Below are 24,209 nucleotides of genomic sequence, written 5' to 3'. Positions count from 1 at the left end.
ATTCGCAGGCGCGCAGAATCGCACTGCGGAGATGCCGATTGCCCGGCCCCCCGATAGACTGCCCTGATGAAGATTTTGGCTGCGATGAGCGGAGGGGTCGACTCGGCGGTCGCAGCAGCTCGAGCGGTCGAGGCTGGGCACGACGTTGTCGGGGTGCACCTCGCCCTCAGCCGAATGCCGGGCACGTTGCGCACCGGCTCCCGGGGTTGCTGCACCATTGAAGACTCGATGGATGCCAGGCGAGCCGCGAATCTCCTGGGCATCCCTTTTTACGTGTGGGATTTTAGCGAGCGATTCAAAGAAGACGTGGTTGACGATTTTGTTGCCGAATACGCTGCAGGGCGCACGCCGAACCCGTGCCTGCGCTGCAACGAGAAAATTAAGTTCCAGGCACTGCTCGACAAGGCCATCGCCCTAGGGTTCGACGCAGTCGCCACCGGCCACTACGCGACGCTGATCGACACGCCTGACGGGCGTGAGCTGCATCGGGCAAGTGCCTGGGCGAAAGACCAGTCCTATGTGCTCGGAGTGCTCACCGCTGAGCAACTGGCGTATTGCTACTTTCCGCTCGGAGATACCCCCTCCAAGGAGCTCATTCGCCGCGAGGCTGAAGAGCGCGGTTTGCAGGTGGCTCAGAAGCCCGATAGCCACGATATTTGCTTCATTCCCGACGGTGACACCCGTGGATGGTTATCCGGGCATCTGGAGCGCACCGCAGGTCAGATCGTTGACGAGTCCGGCGACGTAGTCGGTACTCACGACGGCGCACACGGCTTTACCGTGGGTCAGCGCCGTGGGCTACAGCTCGGCAGGCCGGCCTCCGATGGTCAGCCGCGTTACGTGCTGTCAATTCGGCCCGTGTCGAACCAAGTAGTCGTCGGGCCGAAGGATCGGCTGGCGATCGGCCGAATCGCCGGGGGGCGATACAGCTTCACTGGCGCGCCGGGATTCAATCTGGAAACGCCCTTTGCCTGTGAGGTGCAGATCCGTGCGCACGCGGACCCGGTGCCGGCCAAGGCCTGGCTGCGCAAGGTAAGTGAGGCTGACCGCACGGAGCAGCATCGCGCGGAGGCGACGCACGAAATCGTGGTGGAGATTGATCTTGTGCACGCGGAACCGCTGCTTGGAGTGGCTCCGGGCCAGAGCGCCGTTCTCTACATTGGCACACGCGTTCTCGGTCAGTTCACGATCGATCGCGCCGAAGCTGCCGAGACGATGTCTGCTGTCGCTTCTACACTGTCTGTGTGAGCACTGAGCCTTTTGACCCTGCCGCCACGGCACCAGTACCGACCGACTTCGCCAGCGCGCGCGCGGCCAGCGAACAGCTGACCGAGCTCATCGAACGCTTCCGACTGGCCTACTACTCAGAAGCAACCAGTCTGGTGTCCGATGCCGAGTATGACGGCTTGATCCATCAGCTGGAAGCGATCGAGCAGGCGTTTCCTGAGCTTGCGGGTCTCGATAGTCCCACGCAGCAAGTCGGCGCCGCGGTGGTCTCTGCAGGCTTTCCTGACCACGAGCATGCAGAGCGGATGCTCAGCCTTGACAACGTGTTTTCGACAGATGAGTTCGCCGAGTGGGCTGAGAAAACCCGGGCTTCAGCAGGCCGCGAGGTGCGCTGGTTGAGTGAACTCAAAATCGACGGTGCCGCGATTTCTCTGGCCTACCGCAACGGGCAGCTGGAGACCGCCACGACCCGGGGAACCGGCCGCGTGGGTGAAGACATTACCGAGAATGTGCGATTCATTTCGGCGATTCCCACTGCGCTCACCGGGGAGGGGATCCCCGAGTTTTTCGAGGCGCGGGGAGAGGTGTTCCTCAGGCGCGAAGCGTTCGAGTCGTTGAATCGTCGCCAGCACGAGCTGCAGTTCGAGTTCGAGCAGGAGCAACGAGCGAAGGGTGTTCCTGAAGACAAAATCACGGTGCGTTTTCCCGAGTTTGCAAATGCCCGCAACACCGCCGCTGGGAGCTTGCGCCAGCGCGCCGAGAAGAAGTCGGCACGCGAGCTGGAGCTGATGACAGAGCGTCTCGGGAAGCTCTCGCTCTATGTGCACGGAATCGGGGCCTGGCAGGATCCGCACATCACGAACCAGTCAGATGCCTACCGATTGCTCGGCGAGTGGGGCTTGCCGGTTTCACCGCACTCGCGCGTCTTCGACACTGTCGCTGAGGTCGTGAGCTTCATTGAGGATCGCGGCGAGCATCGCGACCAGGTCGACCATGAAATCGATGGCATCGTCGTCAAAGTTGACGAGTTGGCGCTGCACGCAGAACTCGGTGAGACGAGCCGCGCCCCCCGGTGGGCGATTGCCTATAAGTATCCCCCGGTGGAGGTACACACCCGGCTGCTTGACATACGGGTCGGAATCGGAAGAACGGGGCGGGCCACACCCTACGCGGTCATGGCGCCAATCCGCGTCGCGGGTTCGACCGTCAGCCAGGCGACGTTGCATAACCAGCAGGTGGTCAAGGCCAAGGGCGTGCTCATCGGTGACACTGTGGTGCTGCGAAAGGCTGGAGACGTAATTCCCGAGGTGCTTGGCGCGGTAATTGAGCGACGCGATGGCTCGGAGCGTGAATGGCACATGCCGACGGAATGCCCCGAGTGCGGGTCCGCGCTGCGCCCCATGAAGGAAGGCGACATTGATCTTCGATGCCCCAACAGTCGTGGCTGCCCAGCGCAGCTGCGCGGCAGAGTGGAGCACATTGGATCTCGCGGTGCGCTCGACATTGAAGTGTTGGGCGAGGTTACGGCGGCAGCGCTGACGCAGCCGGAGGTTCCCGCTGATCCGCCGCTCACTACGGAAGCTGGGTTGTTCGATCTCACGCTCGATCAATTGGTGCCCATCGTGGTGATCGTGAGAGACCCAGAAACCGGCGAGCCTAAGACTGATGAGATGGGCGAACCGGTGCGACGCTCACCGTTTCAGAAGACCAGCGTGACCTATCCGCCCGGGTGGGAGGACCGGCCCGCATCTGAGCGGCGAGCCGCTGGGATCAGGAAGAACTTCGCGGTGGTCACCGCGTCCAAAGACGCCGAGACGTTGCTCGCCGAACTTGAAGCAGCGAAAACGAAGCCGCTCTGGCGACTCCTGGTTGCGCTGAATATTCGTCACGTCGGGCCGGTTGCCGCGCGCGCTCTCTCGGAGTGGTTCGGTTCTCTCGATGCCATTCGCACGGCCACGAGCGAAGAGCTCGCGCAGGTCGAGGGAGTCGGTGACACGATCGCCGAGTCGGTGCGTGAATGGTTCGCAGTCGATTGGCACCGGGAGATCGTGGATCGCTGGGCAGCTGCGGGTGTGCAGTGGGCAACCCCGGGGCATCCGGGGCCGGGTGCTTCCATGACCGGCGACGGGGTGCTCTCAGGTCTCACCGTCGTCGCAACTGGCGCGCTCGAGGGGTTTACCCGTGACGGCGCGAAGGAGGCCATCATCCAGGCGGGTGGCAAGGCCGCATCGAGCGTCTCGAAGAAGACGGACTTTGTCGCCGCGGGGCCGGGCGCAGGATCAAAACTTGCGAAGGCGGAGGAGCTTGGCATTCCCGTGCTCGATGCCAGCCAATTCGCCGTGTTGGTGACCAAGGGCCCTGACGCTCTGGAGACCGAGATCTAGGTGACCCATTCTCGCCCTCGGCTCGAGGTTAGGTTGGGTGTTTGCTGAGTTATTCACAGATTTGGTGCAGCGCCACCACGGCGACGATGCGATGCCTAGGCTCGAAGCGGGGGAGCCGCAGAGTACCCACTCCGGGTATCACGAAGGAGATGTCATGCATCAACGCAGCGACCACTGTCGCCCTGCCTGGGCCGATTCCGACCCATTACTGACCGAGTACTACGACACCGAGTGGGGCATGCCCGTGTTCGACGACGTCGGGATGTTTGAACGGCTCTCCCTCGAGGCCTTTCAGTCGGGCCTGTCGTGGCTCACGGTGTTGCGCAAGCGCGCAGCATTCCGGGATGCCTTTGCAGGGTTTGAGCCGAATGCCGTTGCCGCGTATGCGGAGCCTGACATTGAACGGCTACTCGAAAATTCGGGAATTATTCGGAATCGCCGAAAGATAGAGGCGACTATTTCGAATGCCGCTGCCACGCTCGCGTTGCGAGAGCAAGGGCGCGACCTGGCGAGTGTCGTGTGGTCGTTTGCGCCGGATCGATCGCCCGCGCCCCTGACTGAGGAGGAGGTGCCGAGCACCTCCCCGGAATCGATTGAGCTTGCGCGAGAACTCAAACGTCTGGGCTTCGTATTCGTTGGGCCGACGACCGTGTATGCGCTCATGACCGCGGTGGGCGTGGTCGACGCGCACGTGGTGACGAGCCATCGCCGTGGGTGTTCCAAGATGTGGAATCCGGACGGAAGTCGGGCCGAACCGTGGGCCCCAGCAGTGGACGACTCGACCGTGACAGCGGTATCAGCCCCGCGATAGGCTCGCGTTATGTGCACACGGTTTCTCTGGTCATCTGCCGGCCAGCCCGGATCAGGTATTGTCCTCGTCGGTCGCAGCATGGACTGGGTCGAACCCACGCAAACCGTCTTGGCGCTGCGCCCCCGAGGCACCGCGCGGGAGAGCGCGCCCGGCGATCCGGGAAACCTGAGCTGGGTTTCCGATTTCGGCAGCGTCGTTGCGCTAATGTACGGCAAAATCGCGGTTGACGGGCTCAACGAACGCGGGTTTCAGGTGAGCGGGCTCTACCTGGCTGAGTCAGACTACGGGGCACGCGATGCGAGCAGGCCCGGCCTGATGCTGCACCAGGCAGTACAGCTGTTGCTCGATCGGTTCCACACTGTGGCTTCTGCCGTGCAATGGCTCACCGAGAGCAGGGTGCAGATCATCCCCTTGATGATTGGCGATCACCCGGGCACCGCGCACTTATCGATGGCCGACCCGACCGGCGACTCAGCGATTGTGGAATTTCTCGACGGCGAAATTTCTGTGCATCACGGCCCAGAGTTCACGGTCATGACGAACTCACCCGCGTACGATGAGCAGCTGCACATGCTCCGGAACTATCGGGGGCTCGGCGGCGACCAGCCGCTTCCAGGTGGCACCGAATCTCCCGAGCGATTCGCCCGTGCGGCGTTCTATTCGGCACGCCTTCCGGAGACGACGGACGCCCGAGAAGCGGCCACTTTCGTGTTCAGCGTGATCCGCAACGCTTCGGCACCTTATGGCACCGCCGATCCGGTGCGGCCGAACGTCTCGACAACTCGGTGGCGCACGGTGACTGATCTCACAGATCTCGTCTATTTCTTTGAATCGACGCGTTCGCCCAACGTCGTGTGGGTCCCCTTCGCGGAGCTGTCCTTCGCTCCAGGGCCGGAAAAGGTGCTTGACCTGGTGAGCGAACCAGACCGCAGTGGCAACGTCGCGGCGGAATTCGTTGCCGTAGCCGAACGAGCGACAACTCGAGACTAATCGCGAACGGCTTCGCGTCTCTTCGCAGCGTGGTTGGCGCCGGGAGATGGGATCCCGAACGCCGGTAAGATGGTCGAGTTCCCACACGACCACTCCAGATGGAGCAGCATGCCTGAAACCAGCGCGGCGAACGGCGAGATCACGGTGGAAACCGTGAGGCACCTCGCCGGACTCTCCCGAATCGCCTTGACCGACGGAGAACTCGATTCTCTCACCCGTGAGATCGACTCGATCCTGCACAGCATCGCGAAGGTGAGTGAGGTGGCTGCTGCGGATATCCCGCCAACGAGTCACCCGATTCCGATCACTAACGTCACGCGGCCCGACGAGATTGCCGATGTTTTGACGCTCGATCAGGCGCTGCAGAACGCTCCTGACGCGGCAGACGGCATGTTTCGCGTGTCATCGATCCTGGGGGAGGAGCAGTAATGGGCGACCTTATTCGCATGACCGCCGCGGAGCTGGCGGGCGTGCTTGCCACCGGCGAAGTGTCGTCGGAGGAAGCCACCCGCGCCCATCTCGATCGCATTGCAGAAGTAGATGGCGAGTTGCACGCGTTCCTCGCCACCAACCACGACGCGTCGCTTGACGCGGCCCGAGCTATCGATGCTCGGCGCGCCTCGGGTGAAGAGCTCGGCGAGCTCGCGGGCGTGCCGATCGCGATTAAAGACGTGTTGGTTACTACCGACATGCCCTCTACCTCAGGGTCAAAGATTCTCGAAGGGTACCGCTCGCCCTATGACGCAACCGCGGTAGCCAAGGCTCGCGCGGCTGGCCTCATCTCTATTGGCAAGACCAATATGGATGAGTTCGCGATGGGCTCGTCAACTGAGAACTCGGCCTACGGGGTGACCCGAAATCCGTGGGCGCTTGATCGTGTTCCCGGTGGATCCGGCGGCGGATCGGCCGTGGCAGTCAGCGCGTTTGAAGCGCCCCTTGCGCTTGGCAGTGACACGGGTGGCTCCATCCGCCAGCCTGCCGCGCTCACCGGCACGGTGGGTGTGAAGCCCACCTATGGTGGAGTGAGCCGTTACGGAGCCATCGCCCTCGCCTCGTCGCTCGATCAGATCGGGCCGGTTGCGCGCACAGTGCTCGACACCGCCCTGTTGCACGACGTGATCGTGGGTCACGATCGCCACGACTCGACGTCGCTCGACCATGAGTGGCCATCGATGGCCGCAGCGGCCCGTGACGGTGTCAACGGTGATTCGCTCCGGGGGCTTCGGGTGGGGGTGGTCAAGCAGCTCATGCTCGAGGGTGTGCAGCCCGGTGTGAAGGCACGCTTTGAGGAAGCGCTTGCGCTGCTATCGGCGCAGGGGGCCGAGATTATCGAGATCGACGCGCCTCACTTTGAGTACGCTGTCGCCGCGTATTACCTCATTCTTCCCGCCGAAGCATCAAGTAATCTCGCAAAGTTTGACTCGGTGCGGTTCGGTTTGCGGGTCAACCCGCAGGGCGGTGGAACCGTGGAAGACGTGATGAGCGCCTCCCGTGCCGAAGGCTTTGGCGCCGAGGTAAAGCGGCGGATCATTCTCGGCACCTATGCCCTCTCTGCCGGATACTACGACGCCTACTACGGCAGCGCCCAGAAGGTGCGTACGCTCATTCAGCGGGACTTCGCGGCAGCCTTCGCGCAGGTTGATGTCATTGCCTCGCCGACCGCACCCACGACTGCATGGCGGCTGGGGGAACACGCCGGCGACCCAATGCAGGACTACCTCAACGACGCGACGACGATCCCTGCGAACCTCGCCGGAATTCCGGGCCTCAGCCTCCCGATTGGCACTGCTGTCGAGGACGGACTTCCGGTGGGCCTGCAGCTCTTGGCGCCTGCGTACGAAGACGCGCGCCTCTATCGAGCTGGAGCGGCCGTGGAGCGCATTATCGAGGAACGTGACGGTGCGCCGTTTTGGGCGCAGACCCCGTCGCTTGCAGGCATCACCGCCGGAAAGGCAGCACTCTGATGGCGAAGACCAAGCTCATGGACTTTGACCGGGCGCTAGAGCTCTTCGAACCAGTTATCGGGCTCGAGGTGCACGTCGAGTTGAACACACGCACCAAGATGTTCAGTTCCGCACCGAACGTGTTCGGCTCTGAACCGAACACCAACTTGACGCCCGTGTGCCTCGGACTGCCGGGAAGCCTGCCGGTCATCAACGAGCAGGCGGTGCGGTACTCCATCAGTCTCGGGCTTGCCCTGGGCTGTAAAATCGCTGAGGTCTCAGGGTTCGCGCGCAAGAACTACTTCTATCCCGATATGGCGAAGAACTACCAGATCTCGCAGTACGACGATCCCATCGCGTTTGATGGCACGGTTGAGATTGAGCTCGCGTCGGGCAGGGTCGTACATGTGCCAATTGAACGCGCCCACATGGAAGAGGATGCTGGCAAGCTCAACCACATGGGTGGGTCGACCGGCCGCATTCAGGGCGCGGAGTACTCGCTCGTTGACTACAACCGCGCGGGTGTGCCGCTCGTCGAGATCGTTACCCGTCCGATCTTTGGCGGAGAGGCTGACACCCCTGAGATCGCCGCAGCCTACGTCTCGACCATTCGTGATCTCGTTGTCTCCCTTGGCATCTCGGACGCACGAATGGAACGCGGAAACCTGCGTTGCGACGCGAACGTGTCGCTGCGTCCCCGCGGGAACGAAGACGCCGGAATGGCGGTGCTCGGCACGCGCACGGAGACTAAAAACGTGAACTCGCTGCGTTCGGTTGAACGTGCGGTGCGATTTGAAATTCAGCGACAGGCTCAGATTCTGTCAGAGGGTGGTTCCATCACTCAGGAGACCCGTCACTGGCACGAAGACACGGGGGAGACCTCGCCTGGTCGTCCCAAGAGCGACGCTGACGACTACCGCTATTTCCCCGAGCCTGATCTTGCCCCGATGACTCCTTCAAGCGCTCTCGTCGAGGAACTTCGGGCCGCACTCCCGGAACACCCGACGCTGCGCAGGCGCCGGCTGCGCCAGGAGTGGGGCTTTACCGTCCTGGAGTTCCAGGATGTCGTGAACGCAGGTCTCTTGCAGAACATTGAAGAGACGGTCGCCGCTGGCGTGCCGGCCCACACCGCCCGCAAGTGGTGGACGGGGGAGATCGCGCGCATTGCGAACGAGCGATCGGCGTCGCCAAGCGATCTCATCAGTGTGGAACAGCTTGCCGCAGTGGTGACGCTCGTTGACGCGGGCACACTCAACGATAAGCTGGCGCGCCAGGTGATCCAGGGCATCATCGATGGGGAGGGAACGGCGCAAGAAATCGTTGATGCGCGCGGGCTCGCCATTGTCTCTGATGACGGTGCGCTGATCGAGGCGATAGATGCGGCTCTCGCTGAGCAACCCGACGTTCTGGCAAAGATCCGCGACGGGAAGGTACAAGCCGCTGGAGCAGTGATCGGTGCGGTGATGAAGGCAATGCGCGGCCAGGCAGACGCGGCGAGAGTGCGTGAGCTTGTGCTCGAACGGGCTTCCGTATAGCCAGCTTCGTCGTTAGGGTAGGGCCATGAAGGTCACAATTCCGAACGATACCGAACTCGCCGAACTGATCGAGCATCGCAATCCAGCGAGCGTCACTATCTACCTGCCGTCTTCGCCTCGCCCGACCGAGACGGAGCACGTCCAACTCGCGCTGCGAAACGCCGCAGCATCCGCTGATGCTGAGCTCGCGTCGGCGGATGCTGACAAAGCCTCGCGTCGGTCTATTGCGGGCGCGCTGGACGCACTCCAGACCGATCGAGAATTCTGGGAATCTCAGGCTCATTCCGTCGCCATCTTTGCCTGCCCCGAGCGGGTGCGGGTGTTCCACACGGCGAATCGACTGGTCGATTTGGTCGCGGTGGGAGATCGCTTTGACGTCGGTCCACTGCTTCGCTCGCGCTCCTTTCCCGGCGAAGGTTATGTGCTGACAGTCACCCAGGGATCGGTGCATCTGTATGAGTTGCGGGCAGACCAGCGCGCGACAGAAGTCGCCATTGACACCCTCCCGGATGATCTCTCGGACGTGCTGCGGCAGGAGCCGCATGGGGGTCAGGCGGACCGGATCAGCGACACTGGGGCCCTCGGCCCGAAGATCCAGCAGAAAAAGTACTGTTTGCTCATTCAAGAGTCAATCCTGCCGCTCCTTGGCGACACGAATGTTCCACTTATTCTCTGCGCCACCGACGAACTCGACACCGCCTATCGTGCGATCAACAGCTATCAGGGCCTTGTCGATGGGGGCATTGCCGCCCACCCGGATTCGCTCAGCGCCACAGACCTGGACCGCGAGGCTCGGTCAATTCTCGACGCGCTCTACGCGGATGAAATGGTTGAGTGGAAAGAGCGCTTTGAAAACCTGCGCGGAGAGGGGAAGGCAGTGAGCCAGCTCACGGAGGTCGCGCGCGCCGCCACCGCCGGCGCGGTGAGTGAACTGCTTTTCGACATGGACGATACGTCGACAGAGGGCACGATCGACGAAGCTGGGACGATTGATTTCGCTTCCGAGAGAGGCCCCGCCACCGTGGGCTTGCTCGGCGAGATGGCGGCCAGGGTCTTGCGTTCCGGCGGGAAAGTGCTGGCCGTGCGGAAGGAAGATCTTCCCGATGACAGTCCGGTCGCCGCAATCTTACGGTACCCGCCGGTCGGCTGAGTTGGAGCGTACCGACGCCTCGATTCTGCACGTCGACATGGATTCTTTCTTCGTGTCGGTGGAGTTGCTCGATCGACCTGAGTTGCGGGGACTACCAACCGCGGTGGGCCACGAAACCGGGAGATCGGTTGTTTCGAGCGCCAGCTACGAGGCGCGGGCGTATGGAGTGAGGTCGGCAATGCCGGTTGCTCGCGCGAAGCAGCTATGCCCCTCGCTCATTTTGTTGGAGCCCACGTTCGCGAAGTACCGCGACGCCTCCCGCACGGTGATGGGCATCTTTCAGGAGTTCACGCCACTCGTGGAGCCTCTGAGTATTGACGAAGCCTTCCTCGACGTAACGGGTTCGACGAGGCTTTTTGGGCCTCCCGCCGAGATTGCACGGCGACTCCGTGCCACTATTCGTGCGCGAACTGGGCTGCCCGCATCGGTCGGTCTTGCGAGTACCAAGCATGTTGCGAAGCTCGCGTCTCAGCGTGCGAAACCCGACGGTGTGCTCGAAATTCCGCACGCTGGCACGCTGAGCTTCCTGCACCCGCTACCAGTGGAAGCGATCTGGGGAGTGGGCGGAGCGACGGCCAAATCGCTGCACGCTCGCGCGATCCACACGGTCGGAGATCTCGCGCGGGAGCCACTTGCGAGCCTTGAACGGGTGGTCGGTCGGGCCAACGCCGTCAGGCTGCACGAACTCGCGAACGGCAGAGACGCCCGCGAAGTGCGCACCACGCGTGTCGAGAAAAGCATCGGGCATGAGGAAACCTTCGCATTCGACGAGATAGATCCCGCGGTTATCGAACGTGAATTATTGCGGCTGTCGACGCGCACCGCCGAACGGCTCCGGGAGCATGGTGCTGAAGCGCGTACGATCGCGGTGAAGGTGCGGTGGGAGAGCTTCGAGACAGTGTCGCGCTCGCGCACGCTCGCCGAAGCAACGAATTCCACTCAGCGGATCTACCGCACCGCGCGCGAGCTGTACACCTCAATCGGTGCGGCCGGCCGGCCGGTGCGGTTGATCGGCGTGCGCGTCGAACAGTTTCTCCCCGAGGGGCAGCGGCCGGAAGCGCTGTGGGGCGAGGATGACGAGTGGCGAGCGGTGGATCAGGCTGTGGACGAGGTGCGGAGCCGCTTTGGGGCCGTCGGGTTGAGACCGGCACGATTGTTACAGCCCCGTCGTGATGTGGTGGATCCGCGCTCGCTTGAGTCGCCGACGTAGTTTCAGGCCGCGCGCCGCCGAATGACGGCGTCAGTCTTCGTCGGGCGTGGTCTGCATGCGCAGGACCGACTCGAGGATGGCGGCGAGCCAGTCGTACACCAGCACCGTGCCCCGAGTCTCGGTGGCGCCAAGTAACCGTTCGTGATCGTCTTCGGAGTCAAGTCCGATGCGGGCGGCAATGGCCAGCCGCAGCGCTGTTAGCGTGCGCACCCAAGCGGAAAGGGTCGCCCGCGTCACCTCGATCTCGACGGGCTCTGGCTCCTCGTTTTCGGCGGGCCCCGTGCCGAGCCCGAGCTCGGAGGTCACGAGCATTGCATCCTGCAGTTTGCGGTTGATGAGCCCCTGCTCGGTCACGCGACGAAACTGCGATGCTTCGTCGTCGGCCTCGTATGCGTCGGGAAAGAGCCTGGCCAACGCGGGGTCTTCGGGTGTGTCTTCTGACCCGCCGACCTCAAGACTTGCGAAGAGTGGATCGGGGTCGAGCGCTGTACGGCTGTAGCTCTGGAGCAGCTCAATCAGCTGTCCGGTCAGTTGATCGAGAAGATGAGCCTCGTCAAAGTCGAGGCGAACCCGGAGCGCGCCGCTCGGAAGGGGGAGGAGCCTCATGAGTTACCTGCTTGCCGAACGGTCGCCCACAGCCCGTACCCGTGCATCGCTTCGACGTGCAACTCCATCTCCTCCCGAGAACCCTCGGCGACGACGGCGCTGCCTTCGGTGTGGACTCGCAGCATGAGCCTCTCTGACTCCGCCCGGTCGAATCCAAAGTGTTCCTGAAAGACATACGCCACATACGACATGAGGTTCACCGGATCGTCCCAGACCACCGTTTGCCAAGGAAGGTCGGGTAGCGGGGCGATTCGCTCTCGTCGGCGCAACTCTGGTCGCGCGCGTGTCTCAGCCATCATCCCCATCCCAGCTGGTGAATGCGCGCCTCGCTGAGCCCATAGAAGTGCGCGATCTCGTGCACGAGAGTGATCCGAATCTCGGCAATCAGATGCTCGCGATCGTCGCAGTGCTCGAGCAGATTTCGGCGATACAAGATAATCCGGTCCGGTTCTTCGCCGTAACCGTATGAGTTTCGCTCCGCGAGGGAATATCCCTCGTACACGCCCAGCACGTCGCTGCCATCTTCGGGAGCGTCTTCGACCAGAAATATGACGTTGTCGAGCTTGGCAAGCATGTCGTCATGCAAGCTGTCGAGCCCCTCGCCGACGAGGTGCTCGAAGTCTTCAAGCGAGACATCCCACATGCCTTCACCCTACACAGTTCACCCGCGATTCGACTCCGTAAGCCTCAGGGTTTGTTGGTCAGCGCGGGGGTCGGAAAGTAACGATTTGCTGTCGAGTTCAGCGAGTGGTCACTCGTGGTTCACTGGGCGGGCACCCCGCATCAGCTGGCATTGACTGTCTGGCGAGTGGATCCCAATCAGTGCACGGACTATCGTCGGGCACGAACCATCTGAGTCTGAGTTGGAGATGCGAGGCTCAAATGGGATATGATCGTGAGGTTGCCTCGTGAGTTACGCTCGCGTGGTCAGCATGGTGGGCATAGCTCAGTTGGTAGAGCACCGGCTTGTGGTGCCGGTGGTCGCGGGTTCAAGTCCCGTTGTCCACCCCAAATGGGAGAGGTTCAAACCCTCGACAAGGGTATCCACTCTTTGTCCGGTTTGAACCTCTCCTTGTTTCTTCGCTTCGGCCGCCCAGTTCAGGGCGTTCATCTGCTCCTCGGTATCGCAGAGCGCACCGAAGGGTGTTTCGTACTCGACCCGGACATCACCCTCTTCCTCGATGAAAATTCTGTGGAAGAACGCCTGGTTGCACAGTCGTCGGTTCGCGTCATCAGCACGCTGGTAGATGCTGACGATGTTGGCGAGCAGGCCGAGCGAGTCGTCAAGGTTCGCGCGAGCTGACGCATACTCATCGTGGTGCGCTTCAAGCCGGTGCTGAATGTCACCGATCTGGTTCGCGATGCGATCCTGTTCCTGCTTCAACAGGTCGATCGGTACCGCACCCACATAGTGGGCCTGCAACAGCTTCATCCGCTCGTCATCGAGCCGGTCGCGCACGCTCGTCAGCCGTGAAAGCTCCTATCCCGTAACTTGCGACCAAGGTACCCGCTATTGCAGCACCTCCCAGGCCAGGTGCGATGGCAACTGCGTAGATCGGGAGCACTGCGACGGAGAACGCGACGATGATGGTGAGACCGAGGGTGCGGCGCAGCGGCCCGGATCGCCAGATCGTCATCAATGTTCGGGCAGGCGAGGGAACTGCGTTGAGGTCATCGAGTGGTGCCTGACGTGGGAGGGCGAGCACGGCGCCCGCCCCAAGGATCGCCGCTCCGGCAAGGATCAAAGTTGCTGCCAGTGGCCCGGTCGCCGCCGCGACCGCAGCAACAACTGCGGGGCCCATGGTGCCGCTAATGCCGTAACTCGCGACATCCCAGCTTTGCGCCCGCCGTTGACTTTGTTGTGAGGGGCCCGCGATCGAAGGGAGACGGCTACTGATCCCGCCGGTGAGCATCGGTCCAAAGAGACCTGACAGGGTCAGCAGGAGCGCGGGGATCACGGCCCACGTTACAGGCAGGAGTAGAGCCGCTGTGCCGAGGAGAGTGCCGTGGATGACTGCGGAGACGGCGATGATCTTACGTCCGTCTTTCGCGGTGTCCAGACGTCGTGCGATGAACGGCCCCAGCAAATGTGGTGCCGTGATGGAGGCTCCCAGCAACCCTGACACCCACCCTGGCTGCCCTGATGCGCTCGCGAGTAGTACGATCGCGACGACCGCGCCACCGTCGGCCGACCGCACCAGGGTAGCGGCAAACACGTAACGTGCCAGCGCCCACCCACCTCCGGCTGGCTTCTTGAGGCGGTTGGGGTCAGGCTAGGCCCAGCTCGTAGATCACTGCGGCAACGTGGGCACGCTGTTCCTCGGTGAGGCCCTGGATCGGTAGCGGTAGGCACCGGCTTGAGGCGAGGCCGAGGTGTTCGGCGATCGCTGCGACGACGCGCATGCTTCCTCCGAACTCGGAGAATAGCCCCCACAGTGGTTCAAGCCGATCTGATTCTGCCAGAGCGCTCGCCGAATCTCCCGCTTGTGCTGCTCGAGTGATTGCCAATGCGGGTCCGGGCAGGGTCCCCCCGATAACGGAGTACCAGGCATCGCAGCCTGCGTTCAATCCGGTGGCCGCAAAAGCGTCTCCGGAGACGCCGATTGTGACGTGCTCGGGCACTACGGAGCGAATTGCCGCGACATGTTTGGCTGCTGTCTTGGGGTCGGTGGGCACACCTGGAATCTTGATCGACGCGACGCCCGGCAGTTCGGCGATTCGTGCGTATAGTTCGGTGCTGAACGTGAAGTGAGTGGTGCCGGGATTGTCGTAGACGATCACCGGCAGGTCTGTTGATTCGGAGACGGTGCGGTAGAGCTCAAGTACGTCGTCCGCAGTGAGTGACTGATAGGTCATTGGTGCCAACAGAACCCCCGCGGCACCCGCAGCTTCGGCGGACTCGATATGCGCGAGAACATGAGAAGTACGCAAGTCGCCGACTCCGACGAACACCGGTGTTGAGCCGGCATGTTCGACCGCGAGCTGGGCGACGCGAGCGCGCTCCTTCTGTGTGAGGTAGGCGTAGGATCCTGTCGAGCCGAGGGCGGTAATCGAGTCCACCCCTGCCGTGATGAGTCGTTCGATAAGTCCGACAAAAGCGTGTTCGTCAACTTGATCGTCGCGCAGCGGTGTGAGAGGGAACGCGCTCAACCCGGTGAAGATGCTGCTCATGCCTGCTCCTGTTCGGGACGATGTTCGAGGCCCAGGATCGGGTTGCCGTAGACGGACTGCACCTCGGAGATCACAACCCGGTACTCTCCCAGCCATTCCCCATAGCGGCTCTTCGCAAGCTGGTGCGTGTCCATGCCCACGAGTTGTCTTAGGGCGTCCATATCGGCCCAGTAGTAGACCTCCGCGTGGAGGCCTGTGTCCTCGTTGTGCCAGGCCTCCTCTCCGAGGAAACCTGGGATCTGGCGGGCACGCTGGGCGATCTCGCTGTCGATGCGGTGGAACTCGTCGGTGAGGTTCGTGGTTTCGAAGATGAACGTGGAACTGTATTTCGGGGATGCGGTCATAATGTCTCCTTCGTAGTTGCCGCGGGCAGGTCGGTGATAAGTGGGTCGGTGTCTCGTCGGCCTCCGCGCTGTGCGGCCGCTCCGGCGACGATGACGATCGCGATTCCGACGAGCTGCATGAGCGTCGGTGTCTGCGCGAGCACGAGCAGGCCGATGAGGATTCCGAACGCGGGCTCGATGGACAGCAGAGTGCCGAACGCGGTGTGGGTCATGCGTCGCAGAGCGAGCATCTCGAGTCCAAACGCGATCACCGGCGTGATCAGTGCGATCCCAGCCGCCGCGGGGAGCACCCACCAGGTGAACTCACCGCTAACGACTTGCGGCAATCCGAGCGGGAGGGTTGCGATGGCCGCAACGGGGATCGTAAGAGATAGGCCGGAGATGCCGGAGAACCGGTCGCCCACGTGCTGAGTCAGGAGGTTGTACATGCCCCAGCATGTGCCTGCTGCCGCCGCGAACCCGATGCCGGTGAAGTCGATGTTTCCGTGCCATGGCTCGGTCAGTAACACCACTCCGGTAAAGGCTAGGAGTGGCCATACTAGGGCTTTGCGTTGCTTGCTCATCAGGCCAGCCACCGTGAGCGGGCCGAGGAACTCGATCGCGACAGCGGTGCCCAGCGGAATACGATCGACGGCGGCGAGGAAGAACGTCGTCATGAACCCGGTGACCACGCCAAGTGCCAGCAGTGCGGGAAGATCCTTGCGGCGCAGAGAGCGGATCACGGGCCGGGCGATGATCCAGAGGAATAGGACGCCGAAGCACATGCGCAGCCACGCGGTACCGGCCGGGCCAACCTGGTTGATCACCGGCACCGACAACGCGTTCGACAGCTGTACGGCGAGCATCGCCGCGACCGCCATCGACCACGGTGGGACCCCCGTCGTGCTTCGCTCGATCATGCGGCCACCAAGCGTTTCCATACCCGCACGTCATCTCCCAGGCTCTTCAGCGCCTCAACAAGCGCGTCACCGGCGACCTGTAACACCTCGTCGTCGACTGGGGCATTCGCCAACTGTTCGCGGGCGTGAGTCTCGGCTGCTGCCACGAGCGCATCGACGGAGCTGTTGCCTTCGCTGGTTGAGTCTGGGGAAAGACCGTCGACCACGAGCAGTAGCGCACGATAGTCGGGGCGCAGCACAAATACCGCAGGATCCACAGTGCACTTGTCTAGGAACGTTTCAAGGGGATTATTCTCAGGCACTGGTACCCTCCGTTCGGTGTGCGGCTCCCACGCCCGGCTCGTACACCGTGAGCGAAAACCGAGTATGGGCATCGGTCAAGTTCAGATAGGCGTGAGCGGCATCTCCGTGGAATGAAATGGCATCTCCGGTTTCAAGGTCGAAGCGTTCAGCTCCAACTTCCATCGTCAGTGCTCCCTCCTGCACATGGAGTAGTTCACGGGTTCCCTCAGTGTGCGCCTCACTATCGTGCCGTTCACCAGGGGCGAGCACCCATTCCCACAGCTCGACCACGTCAGGCGGCTCGGTTCCCGCCACCAGAACCCCCTTGCCGCCGTCGGGTCCCGTCCATAGCACGGCACCTTCTCCGGCGGGGATGAGTTTTACCCTACGTGGGGTCGGAGGTTCGACCAGAGCTGGGAGCCCAACGCCGAGCGCATCGGAAAGCCGCAAGAGCGTACCGACGCTCGGATTTACAGCCCCTTGCTCGACGTTCACCAGCATTCTTCGGCTCACGCTCGCGAACGCGGCGAGCTGATCGAGAGTCCAGGAGCGACTCTTTCGTTCATGCTTCACACGGGCACCGATTGCCCGTGCCAAAATTTCAGCCTCAGTATCCACAAGGTGCATCATACTGCACTATTTGAGCACAGCGCATGTCGCATGCTAGGTCGAGAGGTCCCAGGACAGATCCTGGTCACGGGATCCGGACCACTAAAAAAGCGATAGCCTCGGCATAGATCGAGTACTCGAATTCCGGCGAGAACCTATTCAATAGTTTGGGGAACCTCTAGCCGTTGCTAGTCATTCGGCTGGTCGTGTCGAAGAGTTCCAGCTCAGCGGGGTGCAGCTGGTGCTGGCACACGAAAGATCGATCCTTGATCCGTCAAAGCCCCTGACCGACGCTGAGATCGTGCATTCGGTTGCGCCAGTACCCCTCACGCAGCGGCTTCTTGAGCTCGCGCTGATCAAGCAGCCCGGAGTCCTGGAGGGGCAGCATGCGAACGTGCCAGCGACCGTTCAGAATCTGGCCCATGCGCTGGTCAAAGAAGGGGCGAGCCGGGTGGTGTTGCCGACGTGTGAGTCCTGCGGACGCGCGGTGAGAATGCGCCACAAGACGCCGGGCGGTGGTCGGCACTGCTCCCGATGCGAGCGGAAGGCCCGGTCCGTCTCCTGCGCGTCCTGTGGCCGGGTCCGGCCCGTGCAGCGCACCATCGACGGACAGCGTTTCTGCCGTGACTGTTGGCGAGCCGACCCTCGATCGTTCGGCGACTGCTCGCGGTGCGGTCAGCACGCGACCATCATCGTCCGTCGCCCGGAACTCGTCTGCCTGGCCTGCTACACCGCACCGATCAAGACCTGTGGTCTTTGCGGAGAACCTGGCCGCGTCGCCTCGCACCTCGACGGACGACGAGTATGCGCGCGCTGCTACTACGCGATGCGCAGACCCCAACCTTGTCCCGAGTGCGCGCGCAGAGTGTTCCTCACCGGGTTCATGAATGGCCAGAAGGTCTGCGCCGACTGCGCGGGCACTCCGATCACGATGGCCTGCCCTGGATGCGGCTCGATCGAGGAAATCCGCAAACATCACCTCTGCGTCGAGTGCCGCCGGCCCGTCGCGATCCAACAGCTGCTCGCCGACGATGCAGGAGATCCGTGAGGATCTCCACCCGCTTGCTGACTATCTGCTCACGCACCATGGCAAAGCGGCGTCGCTCGAACGCTGGCTGCACAAGAGCAAGTGCGCGATGGTGCTCCGCGAGCTCGCGGACGGGACCCTGCCGCTCACCGCCGAGGCGATCATCACCCGAGCCCGGTCGGGACAGTCGGTCGCGTTCCTCCTCTCACTGCTGGTCCGTTCCGGCGTGCTGCCGGAGCTCGACGTCGAGGGCACGCGCTTCGACCACTGGCTCAACGACTGGCTCGGTGGCATCGACCATCCCGAGGACAGGCTGATCCTGCGCCGCTACTGCACCTGGGAGTTCCTCCGATCCACTCGGACACTGCGCAGCGCGTCCAGCCCTGCTTCCGGCTTCCAGAGGCAGAGGGCTGCCCTGAAGTACTGCGCCGCGTTCCTCGGGGAGATCCGGGCGCAGCAGGAGACACTGGCGACGTTCCCGCAGCGCCTACTCGACGCGTATCTGACCGATTCGCCTAGCCAACGCGACGCGCTGGCACCGTTCACTCGCTGGCTGCGAAAACACCGGCTGAGCACCCTTCGGGTCGAGTTTCGAGCCCATCGCCTCGAGGGGCGAGACTACGCCTCTGATCACCGATGGCAGATGGCCCGCAGATTCCTGTCCGATGCCGACATGGACCCGAAGACCCGGGCCGCGGGTCTCCTCGTGCTGCTCTACGGGATCCAGCTGACCCGCATCGTCTCGATCACCCGGGCACAGGTCGACACGAGCTCGCGGCCCGTGACGCTCACCGTCGGGGCCGAGCCGATCGAGGTCCCCGCGATCCTCGGCGACGCCATCGTCGAGCTCGTCGATGCCACAAAGGGCCATCCTGAAGGGTGGTTGTTCCCCGGCCGGAACCCGGGCCGTCACCTCACCCCGGGGCCGCTCAGCCGTCGCCTTCGCGCCGAAGGCCTGCTTGCCGGGAGCGCCCGCACGACAGCGCTCATCGAGCTCACCCGGCAACTGCATCCCCGGATCGTCTCGGATCTCCTCGGCATCACGACGGCATCCGCTGCCTCATGGTCGCGTCTCGCCGGTGGCGAGTGGTCCGATTACCCGGCTCTCCGCTCCACCCACCCCTGATCAAGCATCACCCGTCAGAGCCGGGCCGGAAATCGCTTCGCGCAGTTGCTCGACGGTCGGAGAGCCTCCCAGCCCGGCAGGGGTACGGAACACCCGGCAGGCGAGCCCGACCGGCGTGTGCTCGTCGGCGAAGGGATCGACGCCGTCGACGAGGACGGTCGGTGACCCGTGGAATCCGAGGCGCTCGGCGTCCTCGGAGGTCTCGACCAACTGTCGTGTGACGCGGATATCTGATCGACCGTCGAGCAGCTCAGCAAGCCGGCGGTCGAGTACTTCCCAGTTCGGGCAGCCGTCGAAGTACTGCAGGGTGATCTCCATGGTTGGCCCTCTCAGTTCTCGGTGCCGCGGAGCATCAGGAGCGCTCCGGCAATCGTAGCGGTGACGATCACGATGTCGGCGAGGTTCCCGATGAACCAGTTGCCGTAGGTGAGGAAGTCCACGACGTGCCCCTGCGCGAATCCTGGTTGGCGGAAAAGCCGGTCGCCGGCGTGCGAGGCTGCGGCCCCGCCGAGCGCACCGATCACGATCGCCCATCCGGGGCGTCGGACTCGGAAGGCGAACACGATCGCGGTGACCGTGGCCGCGACGGCGATGAGAGCGAACACCCAGGTGGAGCCCTCGCCGAAGGAGAATGCCGCGCCGGGGTTGTAGGCGAGTTGCAGGCCGAGCAGGTCGCCGATCAGCGGGATGCGCTCGTGCTCCGACAGAGTGGCCTCGGCCCATGCCTTCGTCCCCTGATCGATGAAGACGACGACCACGGCGATCAGGAGTGCCCAGGCAGTGAGCCGCCAGCGCCCCCTCTGCGGCCGCTGTTCCGATGCCGACTCAACGTCTGCGTTCGTGTCCGGAGTCATGCGAGGACCTCGAAGAGACGGACGATGACGCCGGACTCGATCAGGATGAACAGGCCCAGGCCGATGAACACGACCGGGACGAGCCAGTGCTCGACGCGCTCGAGCGTCTCGGTGACCGCCTTGTGCGTGCCGATCAGGCGTCCGGCGGCACACCAGACGGCGACGAGGATCAGGAACACGACGATCATGATCACGACGTCGCCGGGAGTGCTGGTGCGGAAGATCGGCGTGTAGAGGGAGATGTTGTCCGCCCCGTTGGCGATCGTGATCCCCGCGACGCCCCACAGGCCTACTGCGCTGATCTTGTCGTCGTCGTCGTCATCATCGTCGCCGTTGCGGCGCAGGCCGCGCACTAGGGTCCAGATGCCGATGCCGAGCGGGATGAGACCGAGGAAGCCCACCCATTCGTCCGGGACGATCGTGAGACCGAGCGCGGCGATCACGCTGATCACGACGAGGGTGATGAACCCGAGGTACTGGCCAGCAATGATCTGCCACGGCCGTGGCTTTCCCCGGCTGGAGGCAAGGAACAGCACGGTGAGCACGACGATGTCGTCGATGTTGGTCGCCGCGAACAGGCCGATCGCTGAGCCGATGGTTGCGAGCATCAGCTTTCCATTCGTGGTGTGCGGGTGCGTGCGGCGCGCAGGCCGTTGAGGATCACGATGACCTCCGCGACCTCGTGGACCAGGACGACAGCCGCAAGTCCCAGCACACCGAAGAGCGCCAGCGGGAGCAGTGCGGTGATGATCAGCAGGGACAGGATGATGTTCTGGTTGATGATCCGCCGGCCCCGCCGGGCGTGGTCGAACGCCCGCGGGATGAGACGCAGGTCATGGCCGGTGAAGGCCACGTCCGCGGACTCGATCGCTGCATCGGAGCCGGTCGCTCCCATCGCGATGCCGATGTCCGCGGACGCCAGGGCCGGGGTGTCGTTGATGCCGTCGCCGATCATCGCGACCGATCCCGCCTTCGACAACTCGCCGATCGCGGTCGCCTTGTCCTCGGGACGCAGCTCCGCGCGCACGTCACCGATCCCCGCCTGCGCAGCCAGCGCACGAGCGGTGCGGGCGTTGTCCCCGGTGAGCATCGTCACGCCGATACCCTGATCCGCGAGCGTGCGGACGACTTCGGGGACTTCGGGGCGCAGCTCGTCGCGGACACCGATCGCGGTGACCGCCACTCCACCGCGGTGGACGATCACGACGGTCATGCCCTGTTCCTCAAGAAGCGCGACCCGGTCGCCGAGCTCGCCGGCGTCGAGCCAGCGGGGGCTGCCGACGGTGATCGTCACGCCGTCGACGGTGCCTTCGATGCCGTGTCCGGCCTGCTCGGTCACGTCCGCGGCCGCGGGAACGCCCGGGGCGGCGGCGGTGATCGCGGAGGCGAGGGGGTGCGTGCTGTGCTGCTCCAGCGCCGCCGCCCAGGCCAGTGCCTGCGTCTCGGTCACGCCGTCCGCGGTGAGGACGGCGGTGACCGCGGGCTCGTTGCGGGTGAGGGTGCCGGTCTTGTCGACCGCGACGTGCCGGACCGTTCCGAAGCGCTCGAAGACCGCGCCGGATTTGATGATCACGCCGAACTTGCTCGCCGCGCCGATCGCGGCGACGACCGTCAGCGGCACAGAGATCGCCAGCGCGCACGGAGAGGCGGCGACCAGCACGACGAGCGCGCGGGTGATCCATACCTCCGGGTCGCCCAGCAGCGACCCGATGATCGCGACGAGGGCGGCGAGGATCAGCACACCCGGGACCAGCGGCCGCGCGATCCGGTCGGCGAGACGCGCCCGCTCGCCCTTCTCGGTCTGCGCCTGCTCCACCAGCTCGACGATCGTGGTGAGCGAGTTGTCGGTGCCCGCCGCGGTCGTCTCGACCTCCAGCGCGCCGGCGCTGTTGATCGCGCCGGCCGACACCGCAGCGCCGGGCTCGACCTCGACGGGGATCGACTCTCCGGTGATCGCCGAGGTGTCCAGGCTTGAGCGGCCAGAGCGGACGATCCCGTCGGTTGCGATCCGTTCGCCCGGGCGGACCACCATGACCTGGCCGACCGTCAGCTCTTTCGCCTGAACCTGCACGGACACCCCGTCGCGCAGCACTGTCGCCGTCTCCGGCACGAGCTTCAGCAGCGCCCGCAGTCCGCCACGGGCGCGGTCCATCGCCTTGTCCTCGAGGGCCTCTGCGATTGAGTACAGGAACGCCAGCGCCGCGGCCTCTTCGACGTAGCCGAGGATGACCGCGCCGATCGCGCTGATCGTCATCAGCAGCCCGATGCCGAGTTTGCCCTTGAACAGCTTGCGAATCGCGCCGGGCGTGAACGTCGACGCGCCCAGCAACAGGCCGGCCCAGAACAGCATGAGCGCCGGGATCTCGAGAACGGACCACTCGAAGACCAGACCTGTCAGGAACGCGACACCGGAGAAGACCGGCACCATGATCCCGCGGTCCCTCCACCAGGGCCGCTCCACCTCTTCGGGCTCATCCGCCGCAACGGCAGGCTCGTGCTCGCAGCCACACGCCGCACTCACGCGTCCGCCCCTGTACCGCAGCAGCCCGGCACCGTGCACGCTGAGTCCACGCAAGGTGCGTGCTCATCTACAGCCAGCGTCACATCCACGAGCGCGACGAGCGCAGCAGCAAGATGCGGGTCAGCAATCTCGTAGCGAGTCTGGCGGCCCTCAGGCTCAGCGACCACGATCCCGCAGTCTCGCAGACAAGTGAGGTGGTTCGACACGTTCGAGCGAGTTAGGTCGAGCTCACGTGAGAGCACCGCCGGGTAGCTCGGTCCCCCGAGCAACGTCATCAGGATCCGAGAGCGCGTCGGGTCGGCCATGGCCCGGCCAAGCCGGTTCATGACGTCGAGACGCGAAGCAATAGTCAGCATGCACTGAACTATACAGCACCGGCTGATCAATCAGCGCTCCACCAACAAGCGGCACAGCTACCGATTGCTCGTGAATACGCGACTCAGCAACAATCGGCGCTACCAGTAGAACTCATCGGGCGCCACGCCGCCTGGCAAGAGGTGTACTCCATCGACGAATCCTTCGTCGGGCTCACAGGCTCAATAGACGAGCTGCTCAAGGTGGGCCGGTCGATCCGCCACACCGTCTACAAGCACACGGGGATCCCGGTGCGGGTCGCGATCGGCCCCACGAAGACCCTCGCGAAGCTCGCCTCCATCGGGGCGAAGAAGAATCCGGAGTTCGAAGGGGTCTGCCACCTCGGGGTCTACACTGCAGGGCAGCTCGACCACATCATGGAGTCGCTTTCCACCACCGAACTGTGGGGTGTTGCCGGGCGCACCGGGAAAAAGCTTGCCGCAATCGGAGTCCACACGGTGCGGGATCTGCGTGACGCTGACCCGAAGCTGATCCGCAAGAAGTTCTCGGTGGTGCTGCAGCGCACCGTCATGGAGTTGCGGGGGATTCCGTGTATCCCGCTTGAAGAAGAGGCGCGCGCGTACAAGGATCAGTTGATCTACTCGCGTTCGTTTTCGCACAAGATCACCACCCAGGAAGAGATGAAGCAGGTGCTCTCGATCTACGCGCAGCGCGTCTCCGCACGGCTCCGCGCGCAAAGGCAAGTCGCTTCGCAGGTCGGAGTGTGGGTCGCAACGGGCTGGGCAGACACCGGTATGCCTAGGCATTCGGCGCATGTGGCGGTGCCTCTGTCGACACCGTCGGATGACCCGATCACGTTCACGAAAGCCGCCGACAGGGTGATACCGCAGCTGTTCCCGGAGTACCTGTCGGGGGTGCGCTACGCGCGGGCCGGGGTCACTCTGACGGGGTTGAGCCCGGTTGAGCGGATCCAGCCACTCGCGCTGTTTCAGCCCGAGTTCGAGGGCCGCGAGGTGGGGAAGACCCTCGACCTGATCACGAGGCGTCTTGGCGGGGAAGCGATCGGGGTCGGGTTCGGGGGTCTGAAGCAGCCCGCGGGTTGGGAGATGAAACGCGAGCTGCTGTCGCGGCGTGCCACGACGCACTGGGACGAGATCGTTGACGTGCGTGCCTAGCTCGAGTGGCTGGTTGCGGCGCCGATGCGT

Annotated in this window: 28 protein-coding genes and 1 tRNA gene; 14 read left to right on the top strand and 15 right to left on the bottom strand. The window is 63.7% G+C overall.

Going from position 1 to position 24,209, the window contains the following annotated elements; genetic code table 11:
- Nucleotides 1-66 precede the first annotated feature (66 nt).
- The 9 genes from mnmA (at nt 67) to dinB (ending at nt 11,250) form a co-directional block, all read left to right on the top strand.
- Nucleotides 67-1,248 (top strand): tRNA 2-thiouridine(34) synthase MnmA, encoded by a 1,182-nt coding sequence (mnmA, locus tag ACTNFJ_RS06380; protein WP_435905567.1) that lies wholly within the window; start codon nt 67-69, stop codon nt 1,246-1,248.
- Nucleotides 1,245-3,611 (top strand): NAD-dependent DNA ligase LigA, encoded by a 2,367-nt coding sequence (ligA, locus tag ACTNFJ_RS06375; RefSeq protein ID WP_435905566.1) that lies wholly within the window; start codon nt 1,245-1,247, stop codon nt 3,609-3,611. The genes mnmA and ligA overlap by 4 nt, the downstream gene beginning before the upstream one ends.
- Nucleotides 3,612-3,765: 154 nt before the next feature.
- Nucleotides 3,766-4,422 carry a DNA-3-methyladenine glycosylase I gene (locus ACTNFJ_RS06370; RefSeq protein ID WP_435905565.1) on the top strand — a complete coding sequence of 219 codons (657 nt, stop codon included), beginning with the start codon at nt 3,766-3,768 and terminating at the stop codon, nt 4,420-4,422.
- Between the two features lie 9 nt (nt 4,423-4,431).
- Nucleotides 4,432-5,412 carry a linear amide C-N hydrolase gene (locus ACTNFJ_RS06365; protein WP_435905564.1) on the top strand — a complete coding sequence of 327 codons (981 nt, stop codon included), beginning with the start codon at nt 4,432-4,434 and terminating at the stop codon, nt 5,410-5,412.
- 108 nt (nt 5,413-5,520) lie between these two features.
- Complete coding sequence (gene gatC, locus ACTNFJ_RS06360; RefSeq protein WP_435905563.1) at nt 5,521-5,841, top strand: Asp-tRNA(Asn)/Glu-tRNA(Gln) amidotransferase subunit GatC; 321 nt, start codon at nt 5,521-5,523, stop codon at nt 5,839-5,841.
- Nucleotides 5,841-7,376, top strand: a complete 1,536-nt coding sequence (gene gatA / locus ACTNFJ_RS06355) for an Asp-tRNA(Asn)/Glu-tRNA(Gln) amidotransferase subunit GatA (protein WP_435905562.1) — start codon at nt 5,841-5,843, stop codon at nt 7,374-7,376. The genes gatC and gatA overlap by 1 nt, the downstream gene beginning before the upstream one ends.
- Nucleotides 7,376-8,890 (top strand): Asp-tRNA(Asn)/Glu-tRNA(Gln) amidotransferase subunit GatB, encoded by a 1,515-nt coding sequence (gene gatB, locus ACTNFJ_RS06350; protein ID WP_435905561.1) that lies wholly within the window; start codon nt 7,376-7,378, stop codon nt 8,888-8,890. The genes gatA and gatB overlap by 1 nt, the downstream gene beginning before the upstream one ends.
- Before the next feature lie 25 nt (nt 8,891-8,915).
- Nucleotides 8,916-10,040 (top strand): baeRF11 domain-containing protein, encoded by a 1,125-nt coding sequence (locus tag ACTNFJ_RS06345; RefSeq protein WP_435905560.1) that lies wholly within the window; start codon nt 8,916-8,918, stop codon nt 10,038-10,040.
- Nucleotides 9,994-11,250: a DNA polymerase IV gene (gene dinB / locus ACTNFJ_RS06340; RefSeq protein WP_435905559.1), complete on the top strand. Its 1,257-nt coding sequence runs from the start codon at nt 9,994-9,996 to the stop codon at nt 11,248-11,250. Before ACTNFJ_RS06345 ends, dinB begins: the two co-directional genes overlap by 47 nt.
- Before the next feature lie 30 nt (nt 11,251-11,280).
- Here dinB and ACTNFJ_RS06335 read toward each other — a convergent pair whose 3' ends face one another.
- From ACTNFJ_RS06335 to ACTNFJ_RS06325, 3 genes are read right to left on the bottom strand one after another with little or no spacing between them, the layout of a single operon-like run.
- Nucleotides 11,281-11,856, bottom strand: coding sequence for a DUF2017 family protein (locus tag ACTNFJ_RS06335; protein ID WP_435905558.1), 576 nt, complete (start codon nt 11,854-11,856; stop codon nt 11,281-11,283).
- Complete coding sequence (gene clpS / locus ACTNFJ_RS06330) at nt 11,853-12,161, bottom strand: ATP-dependent Clp protease adapter ClpS (RefSeq protein WP_435905557.1); 309 nt, start codon at nt 12,159-12,161, stop codon at nt 11,853-11,855. The genes ACTNFJ_RS06335 and clpS overlap by 4 nt, the downstream gene beginning before the upstream one ends.
- Entirely contained in the window at nt 12,152-12,499 is a 348-nt protein-coding gene (locus tag ACTNFJ_RS06325) for a metallopeptidase family protein (RefSeq protein ID WP_435905556.1), read from the bottom strand. The genes clpS and ACTNFJ_RS06325 overlap by 10 nt, the downstream gene beginning before the upstream one ends.
- Nucleotides 12,500-12,791: 292 nt before the next feature.
- On the opposite strand from ACTNFJ_RS06325, the gene ACTNFJ_RS06320 reads away from it, so the two are divergent.
- The 3 genes from ACTNFJ_RS06320 to ACTNFJ_RS06310 all read left to right on the top strand — a co-directional run bounded on the left by ACTNFJ_RS06320 (nt 12,792) and on the right by ACTNFJ_RS06310 (nt 13,330).
- Nucleotides 12,792-12,867: transfer RNA gene (locus tag ACTNFJ_RS06320), tRNA-His, on the top strand.
- 1 nt (nt 12,868) lies between these two features.
- Nucleotides 12,869-13,159: a hypothetical protein gene (locus ACTNFJ_RS06315; RefSeq protein WP_435905555.1), complete on the top strand. Its 291-nt coding sequence runs from the start codon at nt 12,869-12,871 to the stop codon at nt 13,157-13,159.
- Nucleotides 13,160-13,171: 12 nt separating this feature from the next.
- Complete coding sequence (locus ACTNFJ_RS06310; RefSeq protein WP_435905554.1) at nt 13,172-13,330, top strand: hypothetical protein; 159 nt, start codon at nt 13,172-13,174, stop codon at nt 13,328-13,330.
- Here the strand turns inward: ACTNFJ_RS06310 and ACTNFJ_RS06305 are convergent.
- The 7 genes from ACTNFJ_RS06305 to ACTNFJ_RS06275 all read right to left on the bottom strand — a co-directional run bounded on the left by ACTNFJ_RS06305 (nt 13,296) and on the right by ACTNFJ_RS06275 (nt 18,176).
- Entirely contained in the window at nt 13,296-14,072 is a 777-nt protein-coding gene (locus ACTNFJ_RS06305; protein ID WP_435905553.1) for a hypothetical protein, read from the bottom strand. The genes ACTNFJ_RS06310 and ACTNFJ_RS06305 overlap by 35 nt on opposite strands.
- 52 nt (nt 14,073-14,124) lie before the next feature.
- Entirely contained in the window at nt 14,125-15,018 is an 894-nt protein-coding gene (locus ACTNFJ_RS06300) for a dihydrodipicolinate synthase family protein (RefSeq protein WP_435905599.1), read from the bottom strand.
- A 5-nt stretch (nt 15,019-15,023) separates the two neighbouring features.
- The gene (locus ACTNFJ_RS06295; RefSeq protein WP_435905552.1) at nt 15,024-15,371 is read right to left on the bottom strand and encodes an antibiotic biosynthesis monooxygenase family protein; all 348 of its coding nucleotides are present in this window, start codon (nt 15,369-15,371) and stop codon (nt 15,024-15,026) included.
- Nucleotides 15,368-16,270: an EamA family transporter gene (locus ACTNFJ_RS06290; RefSeq protein WP_435905551.1), complete on the bottom strand. Its 903-nt coding sequence runs from the start codon at nt 16,268-16,270 to the stop codon at nt 15,368-15,370. The genes ACTNFJ_RS06295 and ACTNFJ_RS06290 overlap by 4 nt, the downstream gene beginning before the upstream one ends.
- Entirely contained in the window at nt 16,267-16,572 is a 306-nt protein-coding gene (locus tag ACTNFJ_RS06285; protein ID WP_435905550.1) for a hypothetical protein, read from the bottom strand. The genes ACTNFJ_RS06290 and ACTNFJ_RS06285 overlap by 4 nt, the downstream gene beginning before the upstream one ends.
- Nucleotides 16,565-17,179 carry a helix-turn-helix domain-containing protein gene (locus tag ACTNFJ_RS06280; protein ID WP_435905598.1) on the bottom strand — a complete coding sequence of 205 codons (615 nt, stop codon included), beginning with the start codon at nt 17,177-17,179 and terminating at the stop codon, nt 16,565-16,567. Before ACTNFJ_RS06280 ends, ACTNFJ_RS06285 begins: the two co-directional genes overlap by 8 nt.
- 256 nt (nt 17,180-17,435) lie before the next feature.
- Nucleotides 17,436-18,176 carry a hypothetical protein gene (locus ACTNFJ_RS06275; protein WP_435905602.1) on the bottom strand — a complete coding sequence of 247 codons (741 nt, stop codon included), beginning with the start codon at nt 18,174-18,176 and terminating at the stop codon, nt 17,436-17,438.
- 16 nt (nt 18,177-18,192) lie between these two features.
- Here ACTNFJ_RS06275 and ACTNFJ_RS06270 point away from each other — a divergent pair, with 16 nt between their 5' ends.
- Complete coding sequence (locus ACTNFJ_RS06270; RefSeq protein ID WP_435905549.1) at nt 18,193-19,314, top strand: hypothetical protein; 1,122 nt, start codon at nt 18,193-18,195, stop codon at nt 19,312-19,314.
- Here the strand turns inward: ACTNFJ_RS06270 and ACTNFJ_RS06265 are convergent, their stop codons facing one another.
- Genes ACTNFJ_RS06265 through cmtR form a run of 5 tightly spaced genes read right to left on the bottom strand, consistent with a single transcriptional unit; the run spans nt 19,315 to nt 23,045 of the window.
- Nucleotides 19,315-19,632, bottom strand: a complete 318-nt coding sequence (locus tag ACTNFJ_RS06265; protein ID WP_435905548.1) for a thioredoxin family protein — start codon at nt 19,630-19,632, stop codon at nt 19,315-19,317. It abuts the gene before it with no gap.
- A gap of 11 nt (nt 19,633-19,643) precedes the next feature.
- Nucleotides 19,644-20,168 carry a signal peptidase II gene (locus ACTNFJ_RS06260; protein ID WP_435905547.1) on the bottom strand — a complete coding sequence of 175 codons (525 nt, stop codon included), beginning with the start codon at nt 20,166-20,168 and terminating at the stop codon, nt 19,644-19,646.
- Nucleotides 20,165-20,776 (bottom strand): cadmium resistance transporter, encoded by a 612-nt coding sequence (locus tag ACTNFJ_RS06255; protein ID WP_147039250.1) that lies wholly within the window; start codon nt 20,774-20,776, stop codon nt 20,165-20,167. The genes ACTNFJ_RS06260 and ACTNFJ_RS06255 overlap by 4 nt, the downstream gene beginning before the upstream one ends.
- Nucleotides 20,776-22,689 carry a heavy metal translocating P-type ATPase gene (locus tag ACTNFJ_RS06250; protein ID WP_435905546.1) on the bottom strand — a complete coding sequence of 638 codons (1,914 nt, stop codon included), beginning with the start codon at nt 22,687-22,689 and terminating at the stop codon, nt 20,776-20,778. The genes ACTNFJ_RS06255 and ACTNFJ_RS06250 overlap by 1 nt, the downstream gene beginning before the upstream one ends.
- The gene (cmtR, locus tag ACTNFJ_RS06245; protein ID WP_147039205.1) at nt 22,686-23,045 is read right to left on the bottom strand and encodes a Cd(II)/Pb(II)-sensing metalloregulatory transcriptional regulator CmtR; all 360 of its coding nucleotides are present in this window, start codon (nt 23,043-23,045) and stop codon (nt 22,686-22,688) included. The genes ACTNFJ_RS06250 and cmtR overlap by 4 nt, the downstream gene beginning before the upstream one ends.
- A gap of 141 nt (nt 23,046-23,186) precedes the next feature.
- Here cmtR and ACTNFJ_RS06240 point away from each other — a divergent pair, with 141 nt between their 5' ends.
- Nucleotides 23,187-24,179, top strand: coding sequence for a DinB/UmuC family translesion DNA polymerase (locus tag ACTNFJ_RS06240; RefSeq protein WP_444711766.1), 993 nt, complete (start codon nt 23,187-23,189; stop codon nt 24,177-24,179).
- The last annotated feature ends 30 nt before the right edge of the window (nt 24,180-24,209 follow it).

Source organism: Leucobacter shiyiweii, from assembly GCF_052446065.1.
Classification (GTDB): domain Bacteria; phylum Actinomycetota; class Actinomycetes; order Actinomycetales; family Microbacteriaceae; genus Leucobacter.
This window is presented reverse-complemented; position numbering and strand designations above follow the sequence as displayed.

Excerpts from the sequence above, each read along its gene's own strand:
- mnmA (WP_435905567.1), top strand. The coding sequence starts at position 67 with ATGAAGATTTTGGCTGCGATGAGCGGAGGGGTCGACTCGGCGGTCGCA.
- ACTNFJ_RS06370 (WP_435905565.1), top strand. The coding sequence starts at position 3,766 with ATGCATCAACGCAGCGACCACTGTCGCCCTGCCTGGGCCGATTCCGAC.
- ACTNFJ_RS06365 (WP_435905564.1), top strand. The coding sequence starts at position 4,432 with ATGTGCACACGGTTTCTCTGGTCATCTGCCGGCCAGCCCGGATCAGGT.
- gatC (WP_435905563.1), top strand. The coding sequence starts at position 5,521 with ATGCCTGAAACCAGCGCGGCGAACGGCGAGATCACGGTGGAAACCGTG.
- gatA (WP_435905562.1), top strand. The coding sequence starts at position 5,841 with ATGGGCGACCTTATTCGCATGACCGCCGCGGAGCTGGCGGGCGTGCTT.
- gatB (WP_435905561.1), top strand. The coding sequence starts at position 7,376 with ATGGCGAAGACCAAGCTCATGGACTTTGACCGGGCGCTAGAGCTCTTC.
- ACTNFJ_RS06345 (WP_435905560.1), top strand. The coding sequence starts at position 8,916 with ATGAAGGTCACAATTCCGAACGATACCGAACTCGCCGAACTGATCGAG.
- dinB (WP_435905559.1), top strand. The coding sequence starts at position 9,994 with ATGACAGTCCGGTCGCCGCAATCTTACGGTACCCGCCGGTCGGCTGAG.
- ACTNFJ_RS06335 (WP_435905558.1), bottom strand. The coding sequence starts at position 11,856 with ATGAGGCTCCTCCCCCTTCCGAGCGGCGCGCTCCGGGTTCGCCTCGAC.
- clpS (WP_435905557.1), bottom strand. The coding sequence starts at position 12,161 with ATGGGGATGATGGCTGAGACACGCGCGCGACCAGAGTTGCGCCGACGA.
- ACTNFJ_RS06325 (WP_435905556.1), bottom strand. The coding sequence starts at position 12,499 with ATGTGGGATGTCTCGCTTGAAGACTTCGAGCACCTCGTCGGCGAGGGG.
- ACTNFJ_RS06315 (WP_435905555.1), top strand. The coding sequence starts at position 12,869 with ATGGGAGAGGTTCAAACCCTCGACAAGGGTATCCACTCTTTGTCCGGT.
- ACTNFJ_RS06295 (WP_435905552.1), bottom strand. The coding sequence starts at position 15,371 with ATGACCGCATCCCCGAAATACAGTTCCACGTTCATCTTCGAAACCACG.
- ACTNFJ_RS06290 (WP_435905551.1), bottom strand. The coding sequence starts at position 16,270 with ATGATCGAGCGAAGCACGACGGGGGTCCCACCGTGGTCGATGGCGGTC.
- ACTNFJ_RS06280 (WP_435905598.1), bottom strand. The coding sequence starts at position 17,179 with ATGCACCTTGTGGATACTGAGGCTGAAATTTTGGCACGGGCAATCGGT.
- ACTNFJ_RS06270 (WP_435905549.1), top strand. The coding sequence starts at position 18,193 with ATGCAGGAGATCCGTGAGGATCTCCACCCGCTTGCTGACTATCTGCTC.
- ACTNFJ_RS06265 (WP_435905548.1), bottom strand. The coding sequence starts at position 19,632 with ATGGAGATCACCCTGCAGTACTTCGACGGCTGCCCGAACTGGGAAGTA.
- ACTNFJ_RS06260 (WP_435905547.1), bottom strand. The coding sequence starts at position 20,168 with ATGACTCCGGACACGAACGCAGACGTTGAGTCGGCATCGGAACAGCGG.
- ACTNFJ_RS06255 (WP_147039250.1), bottom strand. The coding sequence starts at position 20,776 with ATGCTCGCAACCATCGGCTCAGCGATCGGCCTGTTCGCGGCGACCAAC.
- cmtR (WP_147039205.1), bottom strand. The coding sequence starts at position 23,045 with ATGCTGACTATTGCTTCGCGTCTCGACGTCATGAACCGGCTTGGCCGG.